An 18961-nucleotide genomic window follows, 5' to 3' on the forward strand; every position below is an offset into this window, starting at 1 on the left:
GGCGTCGCCGCACTCCACAACCTCAAGCTCGACATCCGGTAAGCCAACCACCCCTCGCGGGGCAGCAGGTCCCGGCCGGCATTACGTGATGGCTCTTAGCCTGTGCTCACGGGTAGTTGGCCATTTCGCTCAGCCGTCGCCGGCCGGTACGGTAGCGATTCGTCGCGTGCTGTGCTCAGGCATGCTTGGTGGGGGCGCAGCGGTCGGCTACTCGCCAGTGACGCCATCGATGGCCTCGCGGAGGAGATCCGCATGGCCGACGTGGCGGGCGTACTCCTCGATCACGTGCTCAAGGATGAATCGCACATCAGTGTCACCGAATTCCGGGTTCGGCACGATGCGCGCGAGGTCAACGGTCACCTTCGCGAATACCTGCCGCGACTCCTCACATGCCTTGAGGTAGTCCTCGTAGACGTCCCTGGCCGGCGTAGCGTCCGACTCGTCGTACCACTCGCCACCGTCAGCGGTGACATAGGTCCGATAGGGAAAGAAGCGAGGCGTCGTGCCGGCCAACGTCCGCTGGAACCAGGCACGCTCAACCCCCTGCAGATGGCGCATGAGCCCCAGCAGGGTCAACGCCGACGACCGCACAGGACGTCGCCGCAGTTGTTCATCCGCGAGCCCCTCGCACTTCCACAAGAAGGTCGCTCGGTGGTAATCGAGATTCGAGGCGATCACCTCCAGCCACGGGCCCGATACTGCGCGCTTCGGCCGGACGATCTTCTGGACCACAATGTCGCTCACGCTGGAGTCTCCTCACCGGTCATCAAGCTTGGTCGAGTTCGTACGTGCCCACGATCCGAGGACTGGGCGGCGCCTCTAATGGCACCTCACGAGCACGTCCGCCCAAGAAGACCTCTCTTCGTATCGGAACTCATCGCTCGATGCTGCCTCGGGAGTGGCCCTCCACGACTGCGAGTGGCCAGGTATCGCTGCGAGTCACAGGTGGCCTGAACCCAACCCGGCGAACCTGTGCGGTCACAGGACTAGCTCGCGGCTGACCATGAGCAGGGACGGCAGCGACTGCCGGTCGCCCTTCAAGGCCCACTCACCGTAGTTCACCGCCTGGTCCAAGGCGCCCTGCCGTTCAGCGACCACGCCGAGGGCGATCCTCGCCTCCGCCATCCGCATCGCTTCTGGAGGCCACGGAGAACTTGCAGAAGATGCTCGCAACCATCCCGCTGACGGACGACGAACGTGCCGGCGTCGACCACGGCCAGGCCGCACTCGACCAACTCCTCGACCGACTTGCTGACGTCCCCACCCCCGCCGGCCCGACGCCACGCCAACTCGGAATACCCGCGACAGGCACGTTGCTTCCCCTCGTTGAGGTTCGGCACAGCAAGCAGTCGGCGAGGAGCCACGAAGAGCCGTTCGCCACCGGCGGCACCAATTGAAGGGTGAAGCGTGACGTCTCAGCCTGTCCCGAACCTGGAGAGTCTCCACCCTGAACTCGGCCAGGACGGAACGCTCCAGATCGCCCTGCAAAGGGCCGTTCACCAGGCCGGATATCGGATTGACGTGCTCTCCGAACGAGCCCCAGGGTGGAAGAGAACAGGAGCCCGCGCGGACGGTCACGAGCGAACGACGGACGTTCACCTGGGCATTCAGGAACGCTGCTTCGTCATGAAGGGGGCGGTGTGCGCTCGCCGGCCGAACAGGACGAACAGGGGGTTGGAGTGACGGGGACCTGCGTCATTCTCGATATCGGCGGCGTACTGGAGATCACGCCGAAAACGGGATGGGTGGAGCGGTGGGAGGAGCGGCTTGCGCTGCCGCCAGGCACCGTGCATGAGCGGATGAGCGACGTGTGGCGAGCCGGGAGCGTCGGGAGCATCAGTGAACGAATGGTTCACGAGCAAGTGGCAGCACGTTTGCGGCTCGACGCGCCTCAGGTGGAAGCCTTCATGGCTGATCTCTGGGCGGAATACCTGGGAGCGCCCAACGAGGAACTCATCGCTTATGTGCGGGGGCTGAGAGGAAGCTGCAGGCTGGGCATCCTGAGCAACAGCTTCGTCGGCGCCCGGGAGCGGGAGACGGCGCTGTACCGGTTCGACGAGCTGGTCGAGCAGATCGTGTACTCGCACGAGATCGGCATCGAGAAGCCGGACCCGCGTGCCTTCGAGGCCGCATGCGCCGGCCTGGAGGTGCGGCCGGAGAGCTGTCTCTTCATCGACGATTACGCAGTCAACGTTGACGCTGCCCAGGCGGCGGGCATGCAGGCGCATCTGTTCGAGGACAACGCCCGGACGATCATGCGCATCGCCGCTCACCTGGACGCTGATCCCCGGGTGGCAGGGCCTGTCCGGCTCGGGTGACGTCGCCTGACCGGCGTTCAGCGGTTGCCGGCCAGGCGGTGGGCCCGTTGGTCAGTGCTTCCACGTGTTCGGCAACCGGCTCGGGTGCTGGCTGGACGGTAGGAGTTGGTGCCGGTCTCGATGGTGGTGCCGTCAAGAGTGAGCCGGTCCACTGGTGAACAAAACCGTGGGTCGGCCTTGCGGCCGCCGTGCCCGTTTCGGTGCGTGCGGCGGTGATCCCGTCAGCCGAGTTTGCGCAGCACCTCGTCCAGGTGGGCCCGGTAGGTTCGTAGCGCCGTGAGGTCGGCGGTGTAGCGGTCGGGGTGGCGGGCGATGTCCGCGGCCTGCTTCTGCGCCAGTACGGTGTGCCAGACCTCGGCCGTGTGGTGGCGTTGCTTGCAGGAGACGTCCGCGACGGCGGTCGCCCGCTCCCGTTGCGTGTGCCGGGTGTTGCCGTCGCTGCCCCGCTGCCAAGCGGCGTCCGTATAGGCCGCGACGGGGTCGGGGTAGCGGGTGAATCCTCGTGCGGCCACACAGCGGGACCACACATCCCAGGCCGCGCGCAGACGCGGGTCGCCCTTGACCGCCTTGTCGACCTCGATCGCCCGCCGGCCCGCGTAGAGCCAGTCCCGTGTGAGGTTGATGCCGCGCATCAGGTCCCGGGAGGCGTCGGCGCTGCAGGCGGGCCAGTCCGCGTACTCGGCGCTGGTCATGCGGCGGCCCTTCGGCAGGGGGGAGGGGTGCAGTGCCGGGTCCCAGCCGTAGCCCCAGCGGCGGGCCGTGTCCGGGTCGAGGACGCCGTACTCGGTGGCGACGGCGGTGCCGACGATGGGGTCGCTGGGGAAGCGGGGGTCGAGCGGGAAGTCGCGGTGGCCGCGGCCGGCCATGCACTGTCGGACCAACAGCGCGGACGCCTGCTGGGAGCGCTCGTAGTCCTGCGCCGTCAAGGTGTAGCGGTCGGCCGGCAGGGGGCCGAGGTCGGAGGCCGCGCGCACAACCTCCGGCTGTTCCGGACCGGAGGCGCAGATGGCCGCCAGTACTGCCACCCCCGCCACGGCACCCGTCCGCCACCCCCGCCACACCATGGCCAGGATGCTAGCGGGCGGCTGTCCACGACCGGCCGCGACCCCCGCCCGCGGTACCGGGTCGCTGCCTCCCTCAGCTCAGGTGGGCTCCCTTGGCCGCTGCTTCCTCCTCGAAGCGTGCGGTGTCGGTGGCGAGTGTGCCGGACGCGTTCTCCAGGTGGGCCCGCACGAACCACTGGAACTGCTCGAGGTCGCGCAGCTGCTCGATCAGGAGGTCCTCGGTGGCGGGGTCGACCTGACCCGCCTCCTTGATCGAGGTGCGCACATCCTCGATCAGGCCGGTGTAGACGAGGTCGAGCGCTGCGAGGTGCGCGATGGCGTCGGCGCGGCCGATGGCGTAGTCGTCCCAGGTGCGTTCGCTCACCAGTGCGCCCGGCGTGCCCTGCGCCACGCCGCCCAGTGCGGCGAGACGTTCGGCCACGTCGTCGGCCATGTCGCGGACCCGGTCGACCTGGGGGTCGATCATCTGGTGGACGGCGATGAAGTGGTGGCCGACGACGTTCCAGTGGACGTGCTTGAGCGTCAGGTGGAGATCGTTGAGGGCGTGCAGCCGCATCCGCAGCAGGCCGATCAGCCGGCCGGCGGCCTCACGCTCGATACCGGGGACGGTGTACTTGGGGGTCAGGTCCCGGATCTCCTTGGTCATGGTTCACCTCGTGTCACTCGGTGGGGCATGCGATGTCGCATGAGCTCTGGTGCCCCGCCCCGGCGCTGTCAGACATGTCCGATCCGCCAGTGGTGCTGCCAGGCGAGGGCCGGCACGTGCAGGGGGCAGTGGTCGGTGAGCCTGCCGCACACCTTGCGGTCTCTCCCGCGCGTGGTCGTCAGGCGTGTTGGCCCGGCTCCTGAGACAAGGGCCCCGTCACGCGGAGCCCCGCTAGTAGTAGCCCTTTGTGCCGTCGAGGAGTTCCCGGACGATGTCCGCGTGCCCCGCGTGCCGCCCCGTCTCCTCGACGAGGTGGATCAGCATCCAGCGGAGGTTGGCGCTGCCGGAGCGGAAGTCGGGGTGGCGGCCGACGTCGTCCAGGGATGCCGTGGCGACGATCTCGTTGCTGCGGGCGCACTGGGTCTTGTCCTCCGCGAGGAGCTCGGTGAGGGGGCGTCCGTCCGTGTGCCAGTCGGCGTCGTCGGTCGACTCGTCGAACGACGGGTTCTGCTTCTCGTCGCCGCCGAGGAACAGCACCTCCAGCCACATGTGCTCGGTCCAGCGCATGTGGGTGATGAGACCGGCCATCGTCATGAGCGGTGAGGTCGGGATGACCGGCCGGTACGCGTCCTCATCGCTCAGTCCCTCGCATTTCCAGCGCAGGATCTGCCGTTGCAGGTCCAGCCAGCCGATCAGCGCGGTGCCTTCGTCTGCTTGGAGCGGGGTCGTTCCAGTTCCGATGTCATGCCGGCGCACGCTACCGGGGCGGTGGGGTGGGGACACCTGGATTTGGGCAGAACCTCCAGTCCAACGCGCGTCTGAGTAATCGCGGGAGAGGCCGCTGGGCGCACAACGTTCCTCCCACGCTGCTGCGGGCGGGATCCCGGAACGGTGCTGAGGCCGATGCGGAGGCTTTCAAAGGACAGGCCGGCAGGCCGGCAGGTCTGCCCCTGATGCTGCCCGTGTGTACCTTCCGCGGACCGGATGCGGCCCGTCAGGCTGGCCATTTGCGGACATGCGAGGGGCCGACCGGCCGTGGTGGCGGGGCCTGTACGACGGGAGTGGTGGGGAAGCGTTGCGTGCACGAGAAGAAGAACCGGGCCGGGCATCAGCCGGTGCCGCCGTCCGCGGTGCCCTGCGTACAGGAACCGGCGGGCCGCTGTCCGGTCCCGGTGCCGCGCTTCACGAACTCCAGGCGACAGTGGGCAACTCGGTCGTGGTTGAGCTGGTGGCTCGCGCGCACGATCCGGGGCCGCAGGCCGTGCCGCCGGTGGCCGTCCAGCGCGCCGGGAGCGGTGTCCAGGAACGCTGGGTGTCGACCGAGGAGGCCGGGTCCGGCCTGCTGCGGAAGGAAGGTGGCCTGTTCAGTTACACGCCACTGGCGGGTGAACGTCTGGCGGGCCTGTCCCAGAAGGAGGTCGGCGAGAAGCTCGGCAGGTTTACGTCCATGGCCCCGTTCGCCTCTCGTCCGCCGGAGGAGTTGACCAACGCCACCGGCATCCCGGGCATGGTGATGGAGTTCGACGACTCGCACTACTCTTTCGCCCACCGCTCCTACAACGGCACCTCGGCGGGACCGAACGGGCGTGTGCAGCCGAACGACCATCTCACCGTCGAGAACTCCCTGGCGGCGATGCTGGCCCATGCCGGCCGCGACCCGAAATACATGCACGACTTCCTCACCGAACGCATGGGCAAGATGAAGCCCGACTTCAACGGACAGTTGGGCTGGCATGAGTACGGAGAGATCGACAATCTCCACTTCCGTCCCGGCGTCGACGAGCAGCGCCGCGCCAATGGAACCGCGGTGGACGTGTCGGATGTGGACACGGCGGTCTCACTGCGGCAGTTCCTCGACTTCGTCGACGACACGGCGGAAAGACTGCGGCTCCACGCGACGATCCGAGATGGGCTCAGAGCGTCGGCCGAGCAGGTCCAGGGCCGGATGGGGATAGCTGTCGACCGCATGTACTTCGGTGTCTCCGGCAGGCGCGACCTGGCGAAGTTCGTCGTTCTGGCACGGCAGCTGACGGGCCAGTCTGTGCCTGAGGAGTTGCAGGGGCTGTCCAAGCAGAGGGCGGAGCTGCCCTACGACGGCGTGATGCGCACGGAAGGCAGTCCGGGTTTCACCGATGCGGTCAAGGAACTCATCGGCGGCGAGAGCCCGGGAAGGTACTGGCCGGAGATCGTGGCATGGGCGACGAACCTCCAGCCGGCACAGCCCGTCGCCACCGGGAGCCCCCGCTGAGCTGCCCGCACCCGTACGCCCCTGGTCTTGCGACGGCGCAGAAGCCTCGCGTATCCCCTTCCCGGCGCATCCCCCCTTTCCAGCCGCGCCCCGTGGTGAATGCGCGAGGCCCCAGGGTCCTCACGAATTGCCCGCGCAGCCATGCGACCCTGCCCATCCGTACCTGGTTCCCGCAGCCGCCCACCGCGTAGGTAAGAGGGGAGTCGGTATCCCTTCTTTTCAAAGAGGCTGTTGTGCGGGACCACGAACACGCCGAATCGGTCCGGACCGAGAACCGCCGCACTCCGGCGGCCGGAGCCGGAGCCGGCACACCGTCCTGGGGGCTGCTCGCGCTGCAGAGCACCGCCGGAAACGCGGGTGTCGTCCAGATGCTCCGCCGGGCAGGGCACTCCTGGGAGCGGGGCCAGCATGAGCATGGCGCCCACTGCGGCCGTCAGGCCGAGCCGCCCGTCGTGCAGCGTTCCGCCGTCCATGATGTCCTGCGTGGTGGCGGGCGGCCCCTGGACGGGGCGACCCGGTCAGATATGGAGGCCCGCTTCGGTACCGACTTCTCCGACGTCCGTATCCACAATGACGCCGCGGCAAGGGTGTCCGCCGCCGAAGTCGGGGCCCGCGCCTACACCTCGGGCAGCCACATCGTCGTCGGCCACGGGGGAACTGACAAGCACACCTTGGCCCACGAGTTGACGCATGTCGTCCAGCAGCGTCAGGGCCCGGTCGCGGGCACCGACAACGGCGCGGGCCTTATGGTCTCCGATCCGTCCGACCGGTTCGAACGCGAAGCGGAAGCCAACGCGACCCGGGTGATGGCCCGGCCGGCCCCCGAGCGTGCCCCCGCCGCAGACGGAGGCGGGGTGCCTGTGACGCGGACGGTACAGAGGGCCGTCGACATCGGTCTCTGCGTGGTCGACGGTAAGCACAAGACGATCAATGAGCTCGCCCGCTGGAAAGCGAACGTGCCCACCTTCTTCACCTTCAGCCAGAAGACAAAGGCCAGGTGGGGTATCCGGACCGCGAGTGACCTGCAGCGCGTCCAGGGCGAGCTGTTCGACACCCTGAACCGCTTGATCGACTCCGACGAGATTCACCAAGCCAGCACCGCGGATAAGCTCACTACATTGGTCAAGGGAATGCATGGAAAGACCCCCGCCGCTTCGGCCGCGAACCCCGGGCCGTCCGCCGCCGTCAGCGCGAGTGATGGCTCGCCCGTGCATCCGGCCGCGAGTACGGTCTTGGCCGAGCTGATGGCGATGGGGAACCGCGCCTTCCCGCGGGATGAGATCCAATCCCTCGCGCGGAAGGCAGTGCCGGGCAGCGGATGGTTGTACGAGCTCCAGATGGGTCTGATGGCACTGAACGAGGACCCGGAGTGCGTGGTCCAGTTCGGTGCATGCAGCCTGGCCGACATCAACCACTACCTCGGCATGGCGTCGGGCGCGGAGGGCGACGGCAACCACATCGCTGCCTATGAACCGGAGAAGCGGTCGGGCAACGTCGGCGCCGACTGGGTGATCTGGCGGTCCGTCGCCTCCGGCGGGGACGCTAGCGCCGGGGCGGCGCAGGCGGCCGGTATGTACACGGGCGAGTTCGTCCAGGCGAAGCAGACGGTCGAACGGAACTTCGCCGCCAATCTCAAGGCGGCCGCGTTCCAACTCGAAGGAAAGAACGCCAGCGGGCAGGGCAACGCCACGACCGAGCCGGAGCTCACTCTGCGTTCGGGAACGGGCAGCGCGAACCGCCACAGGGGAACCATTTCCATGCAGGTCACCGACGACATCCGGGAGTTGCGCAAAGTCGAGAACGCCATTGAGAAGGAACTCAAGGGCCCGGGCGGCAGAAACCCGAGGCCCTATGTTGACCGCGTCATCCTGGAAGAGGGCGCGGCGGGTGGAAGTCGCACGGTGTACGAGTTCAACAGCGGAAAGATGGTGAAGACGACCGTGCCCGCGACCCAGACGGAGCCGGCCGTGACGGACCAGCGATGACGGCACGGCCATCTTCCCCGCAGGCTCAGGCCCCCGGGCGACGGCCCGCCAACGATTCCCCTGGCGGACGGCCGACGGGTGCCGACGGCTGCGGGACAGGCCGAGGCCGGTGCGGTTACAGGAAGCGGCGGATCGGGGTGATGGCGGCTTCCTTGGCGCGTTGCAGGACCGCACGTCGTTTCCAGCGGGTCAGGTCGATGGCGACGCTGTGTTCCAGGTCGCGTTCGTAGTCGGCATCGAGGGCGGCGGTGAACGTCTCGTCCAGGACGGCGAGCATGACCTCTTCGTCGTGGTCCATGGAGCGGCGGTTGAAGTTGGTGGAGCCGATGAGGGCGGCGACCGAGTCCACGGTGATGATTTTGGCGTGCATCATCGTCGGCTGGTACTGCCGGATGTGGACGCCTGCCTGAAGCAGGCGTGTGTAGTGGTGCTGGCCGGCGAGTTGGCAGGCGCGCTGGTCGGTGTGCGGGCCGGGCAGGAGGATCTCCACGCGCACGCCGCGGCGCGCGGTTTCGCACAGCAGGTCGACGAAGTAGGTGTCGGGGGCGAAGTAGGCGGTGGCCAGGCGGAAGCGCTGCTCGGCGGAGGTCAGCATGATGCGGATGAGGGTCTGCATGTCCTGCCAGCCGATGCTGGCGGAGCCGCGTACGACCTGGACGATGGATGAGCCGGCCTGCGGGTGGTCAGTGAAGCGGTCGTGGTCGTCGAAGAGTTCGTCGTGGCATTCGGCCCAGTTCTGCGCGAACGCGGCGGCGATGCCGTCCACGGCGGGGCCGCGCACCTTTACGTGGGTGTCGCGCCACTCGCCGGGGTTGCGGGCGTTGCCGCACCATTCCTGTGCGATGCCGACGCCGCCGGTGAACGCGGTGTGCTCGTCGACGACGAGGGCTTTGCGGTGGCAGCGGTGGTTCTGTTTGAACGGTGACAGCCAGACCGGTTTGCGGAACCAGGCCACCTGCACACCGGCGGCGTCCATGAGGTCGAGCAGGCGTGGCTCGATCTTCTGGGCCCCGAAGCCGTCGAGCAGCAGCCTTACCCGCACTCCTGCGCGGGCGCGTTCGGCCAGGGCGGCGGCGAAGTCGTGGGCGATCTGGCCGCGCCAGTAGACGAACGTCATCATGTCGATGGTGTGCCGGGCTGAGCGGATCGCGCCGAGCATCGCGGGGAAGATCTCGTCGCCGTTGCGCAAGGGGACCAGTTCGTTGCCTTCGGTGGCGGCCACGCCGATCAGCCGCTCCAGGCGGCGTCGCAGGCGCTGCTTGCGGGCCCGCACGTCCGCTTCGGCGCCGGGCTCAGCGGGTGCGGGTATGCCGTCGAGGATCACGCCGGAACTCCCGTAGGGGCAGAAAGGACTATGAGGATGGTTCGGGCCGCCTGACGCGCCCGCAGGAGCAGATGCCCGGCAACCCCCGTCTCACTCCCGGCACCGGCTCGACGCTACCCGCGGCACCCGGAACCCGCGCGCTGCGGCACTACCGGGCGGGTCTCTTCGAGGAGGCGTGCCGTCAGTGCGGGCGGCCTGGGGTCGATGCCTGCGCTGTCGGCGCATGACCCGTGATGCGCAAGGCCGCCGATGGCGGCCCTCTCGGCACCGGCCCTGCGCCTACCCGCGGTTACGACGCCTGGCGAGGCCGGGGGAGGGGGTCGGTGGCGGGACGCGGCGGGAGGTGGCGTGGGTTCCTTCACGTGTGCCGGTCCCGCCTCCGACCTCAACCCGCCTACCCGTAATCCCTTCGGGAACCTTTGCCCCGCCCGGCCGTCACGGGTGAGGGCAGCGTGACTGCGATGGCCGGGCCGGGCCAGGCGCGGTGTCGGTCATGAGCCCGTTCGGGTGGAGAGATGATGGCCGGATGTTCTATGAGGATCTCAGCCCCTACACCTACGCGGACGCAGGCGAGGTGTTCACTGACCGCGTCGACGGTATGCGGTTCGTCAGCTTTCGGCCCGCCTACGAACGCCTCAACGTGGGCTGGCTGGAAGCCGGCCACCGGTGGAGGGCCGGCCCGGCTCCCGAGGCTTTCACTGACAGGCTCCTGGCCATACTTGAGGCTCAGCAGGTCAACGCGATGCTGGGGCTGCACGAGTGCGACCTGTGCCCCACGCCCCTGCCGGAGTCGCACGCCTGGTACAAGCCCCGGCAGGGGCATCTGCGCGCGAGCGCCGGAACGGCTGAGATCCGTGTTCCGGGAGCCCCCGGCACGGTTTTCGCAGCTCCGCATCTCATCGGCCACTACGTCGCCGATCATGGTTACCTGCCGCCGGAGCCTTTCGTCGACGCGGTCCTTGCTTTCGATCCGTACGGCCCGTGGCCGGTGAGGTTTCCCGGGATCAGATTTCCCTGGATCCCCGATGACGCCGTCCTTCGCCATGTCGACGACATTGAATTCCGCGACATCTGACGAGGCAGGGTGCCACCACATGAGACCACGCCGTCAGGGCCCGGCCGTCAACGACGGCCGGGCCCTGACAAGGGTGTGCGTATGCGCCGGTCAGGTCACCATCGGTACCAGCGGCCGCGGCTGCCGCCTGCGGAGGTGGAGCGCATGAGGAAGCCGAGCAGCCACACCACGAGCACGGCCAGGGCGACCCACCACAGGATTTTGACGGCGAAGCCGGCGCCGAAAAGGATGATTGCGAGCAGCAGAACAAGAAGCAAAGGAACCATTGTTATCTACCTCCTGGCCCGCCGTGTGCCCTTCCAATGCTGGTTCATTCACCCAAGGTGCCTTGTTTGTGAAGGGGATGCCGGGGCACGTGGGCGTCACCGCGACAGCGGCATCCAGTTGTGAGGAGGCATGTTCATGAGTGCAGGCGAGAAGGCGAAGGCGAAGGCCGAGCAGGCCGAGGGCAAGGCCAAGCAGACTCTGGGAAAGGCCCTCGGGAACGACCGTATGGCCGCGGAGGGGCAGGCGGAGAAGAGTACGGGTGACGCCCGTGAGGCCAAGGAGAAGACCAAGGACGCCTTCAAGCACTGACGTCGGCTGTGCCTGTGGACGGTGGTGAGCCTTCCGGCATCGGGGAGGGCTCACCACGGTTCGGCGTGCCGGCGTGTTCTGATGCGGGCCGGCGCGGATCTTGCGCGGTCCAGCCAGGGCGGGTGCGCCGAGGTGACCGTTTCTCGCCCTGCTGTCTCAGCCGGGGCAGCATCCTGGAGCGGGTGGCGTCGGCCGATGCCCGGATGCAGGAGGCCTTGTCCGGACCAGGTCGAAGGGGTCCGCGCCGTGGCGCAGCAGCGCCTCGCGGGCGGGATGTGGTCACGGAAGACCGGGTAGGAAACCTTGATACTGCGGGGCAGTTCGTGCACGTGCACCACGGGGACCGCGCCGATCATCGCGCCGTAGTACGGCAGTAGGCCCTTCCGGCGCAGGACCTTCGTCGAGGCGCGGAACGTGGACTCCGCTCCGTTGTCGAAGACGACGTCCACGCCCTCGCCGTCGGTGGGCTGCCCGGATGACTCCGCTTGCGCTGACGGGTGGACGCGTGGGACCGGCTCCCGCCGCTACCGGGGCCGGATCGTCATGCCCGGCTTCGTCGACAACCACCGCCACACCTGGCAGACCGCGTTCCGGGGAGCCGGCGGGGACTGGACGTTCCCCAGTGGGCTACGGCCATGCACGGCACGGTCAAACCCCACTGCGGGCCCGAGGGCGTCTACGTGGGCACCGTGCTCGGCTGCTTGGAGGCTTCGCACTCCGGCGTGACCACGATGCTGGACTGGTACCACGTCGCACGGAGCCACGAGCGCGAGGATGCCGCCGTCGCCGCGTTGCAGGACGCGCCGGGGCGCTCGATCTTCTGCTCGGCGCCGGGTGGGGTGAGCTGCGGATGCTCGCCGACGCCGGCAGCCCCCTGTCGATCAGCCCGGTCGTCGAGCTGAAGATGGGGTTCGGATCGCCGATGACCGGCCGGGTGCTGGCCGCCGGTCTGCGCCCGGCGCTGTCCAGAGACACGCATCCAAGGGGTGCTTCCCGCGGGTGTGGCATCGCCGCGGCAGGCGTCGGTCATGAGTACTACCTGGGGCAGGCGCCAGGCATCGTCTGGGCCGCTCTCATGCGACCCATCCGACCGCCCGTCAACATCTTGCGCATCTTGCGAGAGCCTCAGACCGCGTTTGAGATCTGCCGTGCCTGTGCGATGGAGCGGTCGTTGAGCTCTGCGTGAGTGGTGTTGGGGGTGGCTATCCGTCGGATCTGACGGACGAACAGTGGGTGTTGGTAGAGCCGTTGTTACCGCCAGCGCGGGTAGGGCCGAGGGGCGGACGTCGGGAGAAGCACCCATGTCGGCGGATCGTGGACGCGATCTTCTATGTGGTGCGGACCGGGTGCCCCTGGCGGCAGCTGCCGAAGGACTTCCCGCCCTGGCCGACTGCGTATTGGTACTTCTCCTGGTGGCACGACGACGGCACCGTCGAACACGTCCACGACGTCCTGCGCGGCAGGGTCCGTGAGGCCGACGGCCGAAAGGCAGAGCCGAGCGCAGGGCTGATCGACTCGCAATCTGTCCGCACCGCCGACACTGTCCCGGCGGCCACCAGGGGCTTCGACGCGGGCAAGAAGGTCAAGGGCCGCAAGAGGTTCCTGGTCACCGACACCCTCGGCCTGCTCGTCGCGATCCATGTCGTCGCAGCCAGTGTCCAGGATCGGGATGGCGCGAAGCGGCCGCTGCTGTGGACTCGACTCGACCATCCGCAGATTCGGAAGATCTGGGCGGACCATGCTTCGCTGGCCGCTTGGTTGACTGGACCGCCCAGATGCTCGGCCGCGAGCTGGACATCGTCCGCAAAGATCCTGGCCAGTGCGGCTTCCAGGTCCAGCCCAAGCGCTGGGCGATCGAACGCACCTTCTCGTGGCTTACTGCTCACGGTCGCCTCGCCAGGGACTACGAGACCAGCCCGGCCCGTTCCGAGACCATGATCCGCTGGGCAATGACCGGCCTCATGGTCCGCCGCCTCACCCGCGGCCGACCGGCGACACGGCAGGGCCCGCGCCCGCTTGCGCGAAAGGTTTCATAGGTACGCCGGTCCGCCCACCCATGGGTAACATCCCGCGTCAGCGCGCTACTGAATCAAGAACCGCTCAACCTTCTGTTGCAGGTCAGGTGGCAGGTCGATCAACTCCGAGACGAGCGCGCGAAGCTCTCGGCCGAGTCCGGAAGACTCGGTCCAGACCGCTGGGTTCCTGGTGAGGACCGCGGACAGCAGATCACCTTCGTACATGTCACCCGCCGCCATCGGGTTGTCCCGCAGCACCTTGAGGGCCAGCGGCAGGAGGTAGGACAGCCCTATGTCCTGCCCGATCAACAGACGTATGTCCTCGACTGTCAGCTCACCGATCGGCCGACGCAGCAAGGCGTGCGCAGTAGCGACTAGACGGGTGGTGTCGGCCGACGGGGCTGGCCAGCGGTCGCGTTCAAGCTCTTCAAGGGAGAGGTCACAGTTCGGGGGTCGCGTCACCGCCCGATTGTCCTACGCCGAGATCTCAAACGCGGTCTGACACACGCCGCGCGCCGCACCCCCACAGCAGCCGACAGAATGGGCCCCGCGGGCTGACCCTGGTCGCCACTGCCGGAGCGCGGAAGTAGCCGTTGCCGATGTCCGCACAGGTGACATCGCCGATGCTGTCGCAGAAGGTGACCAGGTCGGCCGCGACGTGGCTCGCTAGGGTCTGTCGTCAAACGATCTTGCCTGGTAGATCATGGTCGGGTGATACGTCGCCATGAACTGACGGATGCCGAGTGGGAGTTCGTGCGGCCGTTGCTGCCTCGTGCGGAGTCGGGGCGGAAACGGCCGGATGACCGGATGGTCCTGAACGGGATTGTGTGGAAGTTCCGGACCGGGTCCGCCTGGCGGGATGTGCCCGAGCGGTACGGGTCCTGGGCCACCCTGCACACCCGGTTCCGTCGGTGGGCGGCGGACGGCACCTTCGAGCGGATGCTGCGGGCGGCACAGGCGAAGGCGGATGCGGCCGGTGCTGTCGACTGGATGGTGTCGGTCGACTCCACCGTCGTGCGGGCCCATCAGCATGCCGCCGGGGCCCGAAAAGGGGGCTCCGCAGCTCAGGGCTCGGACGGTCCCGGGGCGGCCTGACCAGCAAGATCCACCTCGCGTGTGACGGGCTGGGCCGCCCGCTCGGCTTCACGGTCACCGGCGGCAACACCAACGACTGCACCCAGTTCACCGCCGTTATGGAGGCGATCCGAGTGCCGCGGCTCGGGCCCGGCCGACCCCGGACCAAGCCCACGCATGTCATCGGCGACAAGGGCTACAGCTCCAAAGCCATCCGCACCTGGCTACGGGCGCGGGGCATCGCCCACACCATCCCCGGACGCGCCGACCAGATCCGCAACCGGCTTCGCCGTGGCAGCCGCGGCGGACGACCTCCGGCTTTCGACAAGGCGGTCTACAAGCGCCGCAATGTCGTGGAACGCTGCTTCAACCGCCTCAAGCAGTGGCGTGGAATCGCCACCCGCTACGAGAAGACCGCCCGGTCCTTCCAGGCCGCCGTCGCACTCGCGTCACTCCTGATGTGGGCGTGACGTTTGACGACAGGCTCTAGGGCAAGCGCGCGAGCCGCGGTCTGATCGTCGCGGTTGGCCACCGGACCTCGTTGGTACCAAGGGGCAGCCGCGCCGACGCTCGAACTCGCCTGTCATTGCCGTGAGGGTCCCGCAGACTCTATCTGTCCACGAGGCCAGCCAGGCGCTCTCGGCCGTGGGTTACGTCGGCGGGCCGGTCGGTTCTCGGAAGCATCCGGCCCTCATCACCTGCGCTGCGATCTTCGGGTGCCGGCCCGCTCCGAAGCGGTCGGGAACGCGGTGGCGCGGCGTGAAAGTGCGGTATGGGGCGGGTGCAGCGCCGAGTCGGCCGTTCCCGCCCCGCCACCCTCATGGCTCGATCACGCGGTGGAGCCGTTGAGGATCTGGCCGCCCGTCACGGCGTTCCCTGCATCGTGCCGGTGTCGAGGGCGCGCGACCATGCCTAGCAGGGTGGAGGAGGGCCTCGTACGGCATGGACACTCGCGCGGTGGCCGTAGCCCCTGTCCGCGTGGGCGGTGTACTGGGGCCTTGTGCGTGCACAGTCCGCCGGCAGGTCCGCCCGACCGGGAGGGATTCATGTGTGGGGGTGCGGCGGTGAGTTCACGCTGCTACGGGCTTTGAAGGACTTTTCCGCAAGCTGGTGCATGGGGGCCGGTTGGCGGGCAATCCGCGAGGGGTGACACGTGTGGGAATTGTCGTTGTTGCCTTGCTCGCCGGGCTCGGGGCCGTTGTGGCCGCGGTCCGGGTCTCGCCCTGGTGGTGGCCGGCTGCTGTGCTGCTGGTGTGGGCGGGGGTCTTGGGTGGGTGGGATGTGGTGCAGCGCCGGCATTCGGTGCTGCGCAACTATCCGGTGCTGGGCCATGCCCGTTTCCTGCTGGAGCGGATACGCCCGGAGCTTCAGCAGTACTTCATCGAGCGGAACTTTGACGGGCGTCCCTTTGACCGGGATGTGCGCAGCATTGTCTACGAGCGGGCGAAGGGGACCGACGCCGAGCAGCCGTATGGCACCGAACGGGATGTGTATCGGGCCGGCTACGAGTTCCTGGTGCCGTCGATGGCGCCCTGCGCGGTGCCCAAAGGGCCGCCGCGGGTGCGGGTCGGTGGGCCGGACTGCTCCCGCCCCTACGACATGGCGTTGTTGAACGTGTCGGCGATGAGTTTCGGTTCGCTGTCCTCCCAGGCGGTCCTCGCGCTCAACGGGGCGGCCGCAGCCGGTGGCTTCGCGCATGACACGGGTGAGGGCGGGCTGTCCGAGTACCATCTGCGTCCGGGCGGTGACCTGATATGGGAGATCGGCACCGGCTATTTCGGCTGCCGGACGGGCAACGGTGATTTCGATGCGGCCGAGTTCGCCGACAAGGCGGCGCACGATCACGTCAAGTGCGTGTCGCTGAAGCTGTCGCAGGGAGCCAAGCCCGGGATCGGCGGCGTGCTGCCCGGGGCCAAGGTCGATGCGCAGATCGCGCGGGTCCGGGACGTACCCGTCGGGCGCACCGTGGTCTCTCCGCCGTACCACCGGGTGTTTGCCACGCCGCGCGAACTCGTGCGCTTCGTCGCCCGGATGCGGGAGTTGTCCGGGGGCAAGCCCGCCGGTTTCAAACTGTGCGTGGGCTCGCGCCGGCAGTTTCTCGCCGTGTGCAAGGCCATGCTGGAGGAGGGCACGGCGCCTGACTTCATCGTCGTGGACGGAGCCGAGGGCGGGACGGGGGCTGCGCCGCTGGAGTTCGCCGATCATGTGGGTGCCCCGCTCACCGAGGGCCTGCTCACCGTGCACAATGCCCTGGTGGGCACGGGCCTGCGGGATCGTGTGCGGATCGGGGCGAGCGGCAAGATGGCCACCGGTACCGACCTGGTCAAACGCATGGTGCAGGGCGCCGACTACGGCAACGCGGCACGGGCGATGATGTTCGCCCTCGGATGCATCCAGGCCCAGCGGTGCCATACCAACACCTGCCCCACCGGTGTCACGACCCAGGACCCGCGCCGGGCCCGCGCTTTGGACGTGCGGGACAAGACACCGCGCGTGCAGCGGTTCCAGGAAGCGACCGTGGCCAGCGCGGTGCAGATCATGGCGGCCATGGGGGTCACCGATCCCGCACAGCTGCGTCCGCACATGCTGCGCCGGCGCATCGACCCCTGCACCGAACGCTCCTACGAGGAGCTGTACGAGTGGCTGGCGCCCGGGCAGTTGCTCGATGAGGCGCCCGCATCGTGGGCGGCCGACTGGAAGGCCGCAGACCCCGACCGTTTCACCGTATGAGCTGGAGGATTCACGTGGCCCGAACCGTTGCCCGTGTCATCGTGGACGCGTTGAGCGACCTGGGTGTGCGCCAGGTTTTCGGCGTCGTGGGCGATGCGCTCAATCCCCTGACCGACGCCCTGCGTACCACCGAGGGCCTGGAATGGGTGGGCTGCCGGCACGAGGAGGCGGCGGCGTTCGCCGCGTCCGCGCAGGCACAGCTCGGCGGCCCCCTCGGGGTGTGCATGGGCACGGTGGGGCCTGGTTCGGTCCACTTGCTCAACGGGCTGTACGACGCGGCCAAGAGCCACGCCCCGGTTCTGGCGATCGCCGGGCAGGTACCGCTCGCCGAACTCGGCAGCGACTACTTCCAGGAAGTCGACAACGACGCCCTCTTTCGTGATGTGGCCGTCTTCCGCGCCACCCTCACCTCGCCCGAGCAGCTTCCGCAGATGCTGGAGACGGCCGTGCGCACCGCCTTGGGACGCAAGGGCGTCGCCGTCCTGACCGTGCCGGGCGACCTGGGTGAGCGTGAGGTGCCGGACGGGCGGCCCGCCCGGTTCGGCCTGAGCCGCGCGGTGAGCCGGCCGGAGGAGCCGGCCGTCCAACGCGCCGCCGAGCTCCTTGACCGCTCCGAACGCCTCACCCTGCTCGTCGGGGCGGGCGCCCGCGCGGCCCGCACCGACGTCCTCGCCCTCGCCGACCGCCTGGCCGCACCGATGGTGCTCACCCTCAAAGCGAAGGAGAGCTTCGAGGACGACACCAATGACTTCCAGGTCGGCCAGACGGGCCTGATCGGCAACCCGGCGGCGGCAGCGGCTTTGAAGGACGCCGACACCCTCCTGCTGCTCGGTACCGACTTCCCCTACCGGGACTGGTATCCCACCGACCGCACCGTCATCCAGGTGGACACCGACGCCACCCACATCGGACGCCGGGTACCGGTCGACGTCGCACTCGTGGGCGACACCGGCGCCACCGTACGCGACCTCCTCGACCACCTCGCCTGTCCGCCCGCCGGCGCGGACAGGGCAGACGGGGCACGCGACCGGTCGCACCTGACCAAGGCCCGTGAACGGTTCGAGCAGTGGCGCACCGGTCAGGCCCGGCTCGCCGACCCGGCGCACGACACGGGCCTGGTCGGCCGCGTCCGCTCCGCCCTGGACAACCGCACCCACGATGTCCGCCCCGAAGCATTGGCCGCGCTCGTCGACCGGGTCGCCGCCGAGGACGCCGTCTTCACCTCCGACACCGGCATGGCCACCGTATGGCTGTCGCGGTTCGTGCAGATGCGCGGCCGGCGAGCCCTCATCGGTTCCTACAACCTCGGTTCGATGGCCAACGCGATGCCCCAGGCCCTTGGCGCACAGTGCCTGGACCGCGACCGGCAGGTGGTGGCGTTCTGCGGGGACGGTGGGCTGAGCATGCTCCTGGGCGACCTGATGACCCTGAAGACGTACCGGCTGCCCGTCAAACTCGTCGTCTTCGACAACCGGCGGCTGGGCATGGTGAAACTCGAACAGGAACAGGCCGGCCTGCCCGAGTTCGGCACCGTCCTGGACAACCCCGACTTCGCCGCCGTCGCCGACGCCATGGGCATCACCGGCATCCGCGTGACGGATCCGGCCGACCTGGAGGACGCCGTACGCCGGGCCTTCGGCACTCCCGGCCCGGTCCTCCTCGACGTCCTGACCAACCCCGACGAGATCGCGGTGCCCGCCAAGCCGACCGTCGAGCAGGGCTGGGGTTTCGCGGTGGCCAAGGTGAAGGAGGTCCTGCGCAGCCACACCGACACCCGCGAGAGCGGCCACTGAAGAAAACCCGAAAGAAATTTCAGGAATAAGGGGTCGGTCGTCGGGTACGCGCCTGCTTGCCGGAGGACAGGCCGGCGGGATGAGACCGAACGACCGGGAGGGGCGCGTCGTGG

18 protein-coding genes and 2 pseudogenes are annotated in these 18961 nt (G+C 68.5%); 11 read left to right on the forward strand and 9 right to left on the reverse strand.

The genetic code is table 11. The features are described from left to right. Nucleotides 1–207 precede the first annotated feature (207 nt). Together ADL25_RS43470 and ADL25_RS48730 are read right to left on the reverse strand one after the other, a co-directional pair. Entirely contained in the window at nt 208–744 is a 537-nt protein-coding gene (locus tag ADL25_RS43470) for a DinB family protein (protein WP_059133498.1), read from the reverse strand. A gap of 234 nt (nt 745–978) precedes the next feature. Then, the gene (locus tag ADL25_RS48730) at nt 979–1125 is read right to left on the reverse strand and encodes a hypothetical protein (protein WP_199839314.1); all 147 of its coding nucleotides are present in this window, start codon (nt 1123–1125) and stop codon (nt 979–981) included. A gap of 38 nt (nt 1126–1163) precedes the next feature. On the opposite strand from ADL25_RS48730, the gene ADL25_RS43475 reads away from it, so the two are divergent. Continuing rightward, nucleotides 1164–1397, forward strand: coding sequence for a hypothetical protein (locus tag ADL25_RS43475; protein ID WP_059133499.1), 234 nt, complete (start codon nt 1164–1166; stop codon nt 1395–1397). 282 nt (nt 1398–1679) lie between these two features. Further along, nucleotides 1680–2318 carry an HAD family hydrolase gene (locus ADL25_RS43480; RefSeq protein ID WP_059133513.1) on the forward strand — a complete coding sequence of 213 codons (639 nt, stop codon included), beginning with the start codon at nt 1680–1682 and terminating at the stop codon, nt 2316–2318. 221 nt (nt 2319–2539) lie between these two features. Here ADL25_RS43480 and ADL25_RS43485 read toward each other — a convergent pair whose 3' ends face one another. From ADL25_RS43485 to ADL25_RS43495, 3 genes are all read right to left on the reverse strand, one after another. After that, nucleotides 2540–3382 carry a hypothetical protein gene (locus ADL25_RS43485; RefSeq protein WP_234381298.1) on the reverse strand — a complete coding sequence of 281 codons (843 nt, stop codon included), beginning with the start codon at nt 3380–3382 and terminating at the stop codon, nt 2540–2542. Nucleotides 3383–3455: 73 nt separating this feature from the next. Continuing rightward, on the reverse strand, nt 3456–4028 hold the full coding sequence (locus ADL25_RS43490) for a Dps family protein (RefSeq protein ID WP_059133500.1): 573 nt from the start codon (nt 4026–4028) through the stop codon (nt 3456–3458). Nucleotides 4029–4259: 231 nt separating this feature from the next. Next, nucleotides 4260–4784, reverse strand: coding sequence for a DinB family protein (locus tag ADL25_RS43495; RefSeq protein ID WP_234381299.1), 525 nt, complete (start codon nt 4782–4784; stop codon nt 4260–4262). A 319-nt stretch (nt 4785–5103) separates the two neighbouring features. Between ADL25_RS43495 and ADL25_RS43500 the strand changes: the two genes are divergently transcribed. Together ADL25_RS43500 and ADL25_RS52550 are read left to right on the forward strand one after the other, a co-directional pair. After that, a complete protein-coding gene (locus ADL25_RS43500; protein WP_159045155.1) occupies nt 5104–6276 on the forward strand; it encodes a hypothetical protein in 1173 nt (390 codons plus the stop codon). A 233-nt stretch (nt 6277–6509) separates the two neighbouring features. Then, nucleotides 6510–8261: a DUF4157 domain-containing protein gene (locus tag ADL25_RS52550; protein ID WP_063805869.1), complete on the forward strand. Its 1752-nt coding sequence runs from the start codon at nt 6510–6512 to the stop codon at nt 8259–8261. Nucleotides 8262–8376: 115 nt separating this feature from the next. On the opposite strand, the gene ADL25_RS43510 is transcribed toward ADL25_RS52550, so the two are convergent. Then, nucleotides 8377–9585: a phospholipase D-like domain-containing protein gene (locus ADL25_RS43510; RefSeq protein WP_059133502.1), complete on the reverse strand. Its 1209-nt coding sequence runs from the start codon at nt 9583–9585 to the stop codon at nt 8377–8379. A 526-nt stretch (nt 9586–10111) separates the two neighbouring features. Here ADL25_RS43510 and ADL25_RS43515 point away from each other — a divergent pair. After that, complete coding sequence (locus tag ADL25_RS43515) at nt 10112–10660, forward strand: hypothetical protein (RefSeq protein WP_059133503.1); 549 nt, start codon at nt 10112–10114, stop codon at nt 10658–10660. Between the two features lie 95 nt (nt 10661–10755). Here the strand turns inward: ADL25_RS43515 and ADL25_RS43520 are convergent, their stop codons facing one another. Next, nucleotides 10756–10926, reverse strand: coding sequence for a hypothetical protein (locus tag ADL25_RS43520; RefSeq protein ID WP_059133504.1), 171 nt, complete (start codon nt 10924–10926; stop codon nt 10756–10758). A gap of 136 nt (nt 10927–11062) precedes the next feature. Between ADL25_RS43520 and ADL25_RS43525 the strand changes: the two genes are divergently transcribed. Further along, nucleotides 11063–11236, forward strand: coding sequence for a CsbD family protein (locus ADL25_RS43525; RefSeq protein WP_079051013.1), 174 nt, complete (start codon nt 11063–11065; stop codon nt 11234–11236). Between the two features lie 50 nt (nt 11237–11286). Here the strand turns inward: ADL25_RS43525 and ADL25_RS50125 are convergent, their stop codons facing one another. Beyond that, complete coding sequence (locus tag ADL25_RS50125; protein WP_059133506.1) at nt 11287–11685, reverse strand: hypothetical protein; 399 nt, start codon at nt 11683–11685, stop codon at nt 11287–11289. A gap of 401 nt (nt 11686–12086) precedes the next feature. Between ADL25_RS50125 and ADL25_RS51400 the strand changes: the two genes are divergently transcribed. Together ADL25_RS51400 and ADL25_RS43540 are read left to right on the forward strand one after the other, a co-directional pair. Next, a complete protein-coding gene (locus tag ADL25_RS51400; protein ID WP_059133507.1) occupies nt 12087–12422 on the forward strand; it encodes a hypothetical protein in 336 nt (111 codons plus the stop codon). Then, nucleotides 12419–13272: pseudogene (locus ADL25_RS43540) on the forward strand (IS5 family transposase). Before ADL25_RS51400 ends, ADL25_RS43540 begins: the two are co-directional and overlap by 4 nt. 45 nt (nt 13273–13317) lie before the next feature. Here ADL25_RS43540 and ADL25_RS43545 read toward each other — a convergent pair. Further along, entirely contained in the window at nt 13318–13713 is a 396-nt protein-coding gene (locus ADL25_RS43545; RefSeq protein WP_059133508.1) for a contact-dependent growth inhibition system immunity protein, read from the reverse strand. Between the two features lie 252 nt (nt 13714–13965). On the opposite strand from ADL25_RS43545, the pseudogene ADL25_RS47590 reads away from it, so the two are divergent. The 3 genes and pseudogenes from ADL25_RS47590 to ADL25_RS43565 all read left to right on the forward strand — a co-directional run bounded on the left by ADL25_RS47590 (nt 13966) and on the right by ADL25_RS43565 (nt 18848). Beyond that, nucleotides 13966–14795, forward strand: a pseudogene (locus ADL25_RS47590) (IS5 family transposase). A 676-nt stretch (nt 14796–15471) separates the two neighbouring features. After that, nucleotides 15472–17055 (forward strand): FMN-binding glutamate synthase family protein, encoded by a 1584-nt coding sequence (locus ADL25_RS43560; RefSeq protein WP_059133511.1) that lies wholly within the window; start codon nt 15472–15474, stop codon nt 17053–17055. 14 nt (nt 17056–17069) lie between these two features. Then, a complete protein-coding gene (locus tag ADL25_RS43565) occupies nt 17070–18848 on the forward strand; it encodes a thiamine pyrophosphate-dependent enzyme (protein WP_059133512.1) in 1779 nt (592 codons plus the stop codon). The last annotated feature ends 113 nt before the right edge of the window (nt 18849–18961 follow it).

This window comes from Streptomyces sp. NRRL F-5122 (genome assembly GCF_001507435.1).
Lineage (GTDB): Bacteria > Actinomycetota > Actinomycetes > Streptomycetales > Streptomycetaceae > Streptomyces > Streptomyces lannensis.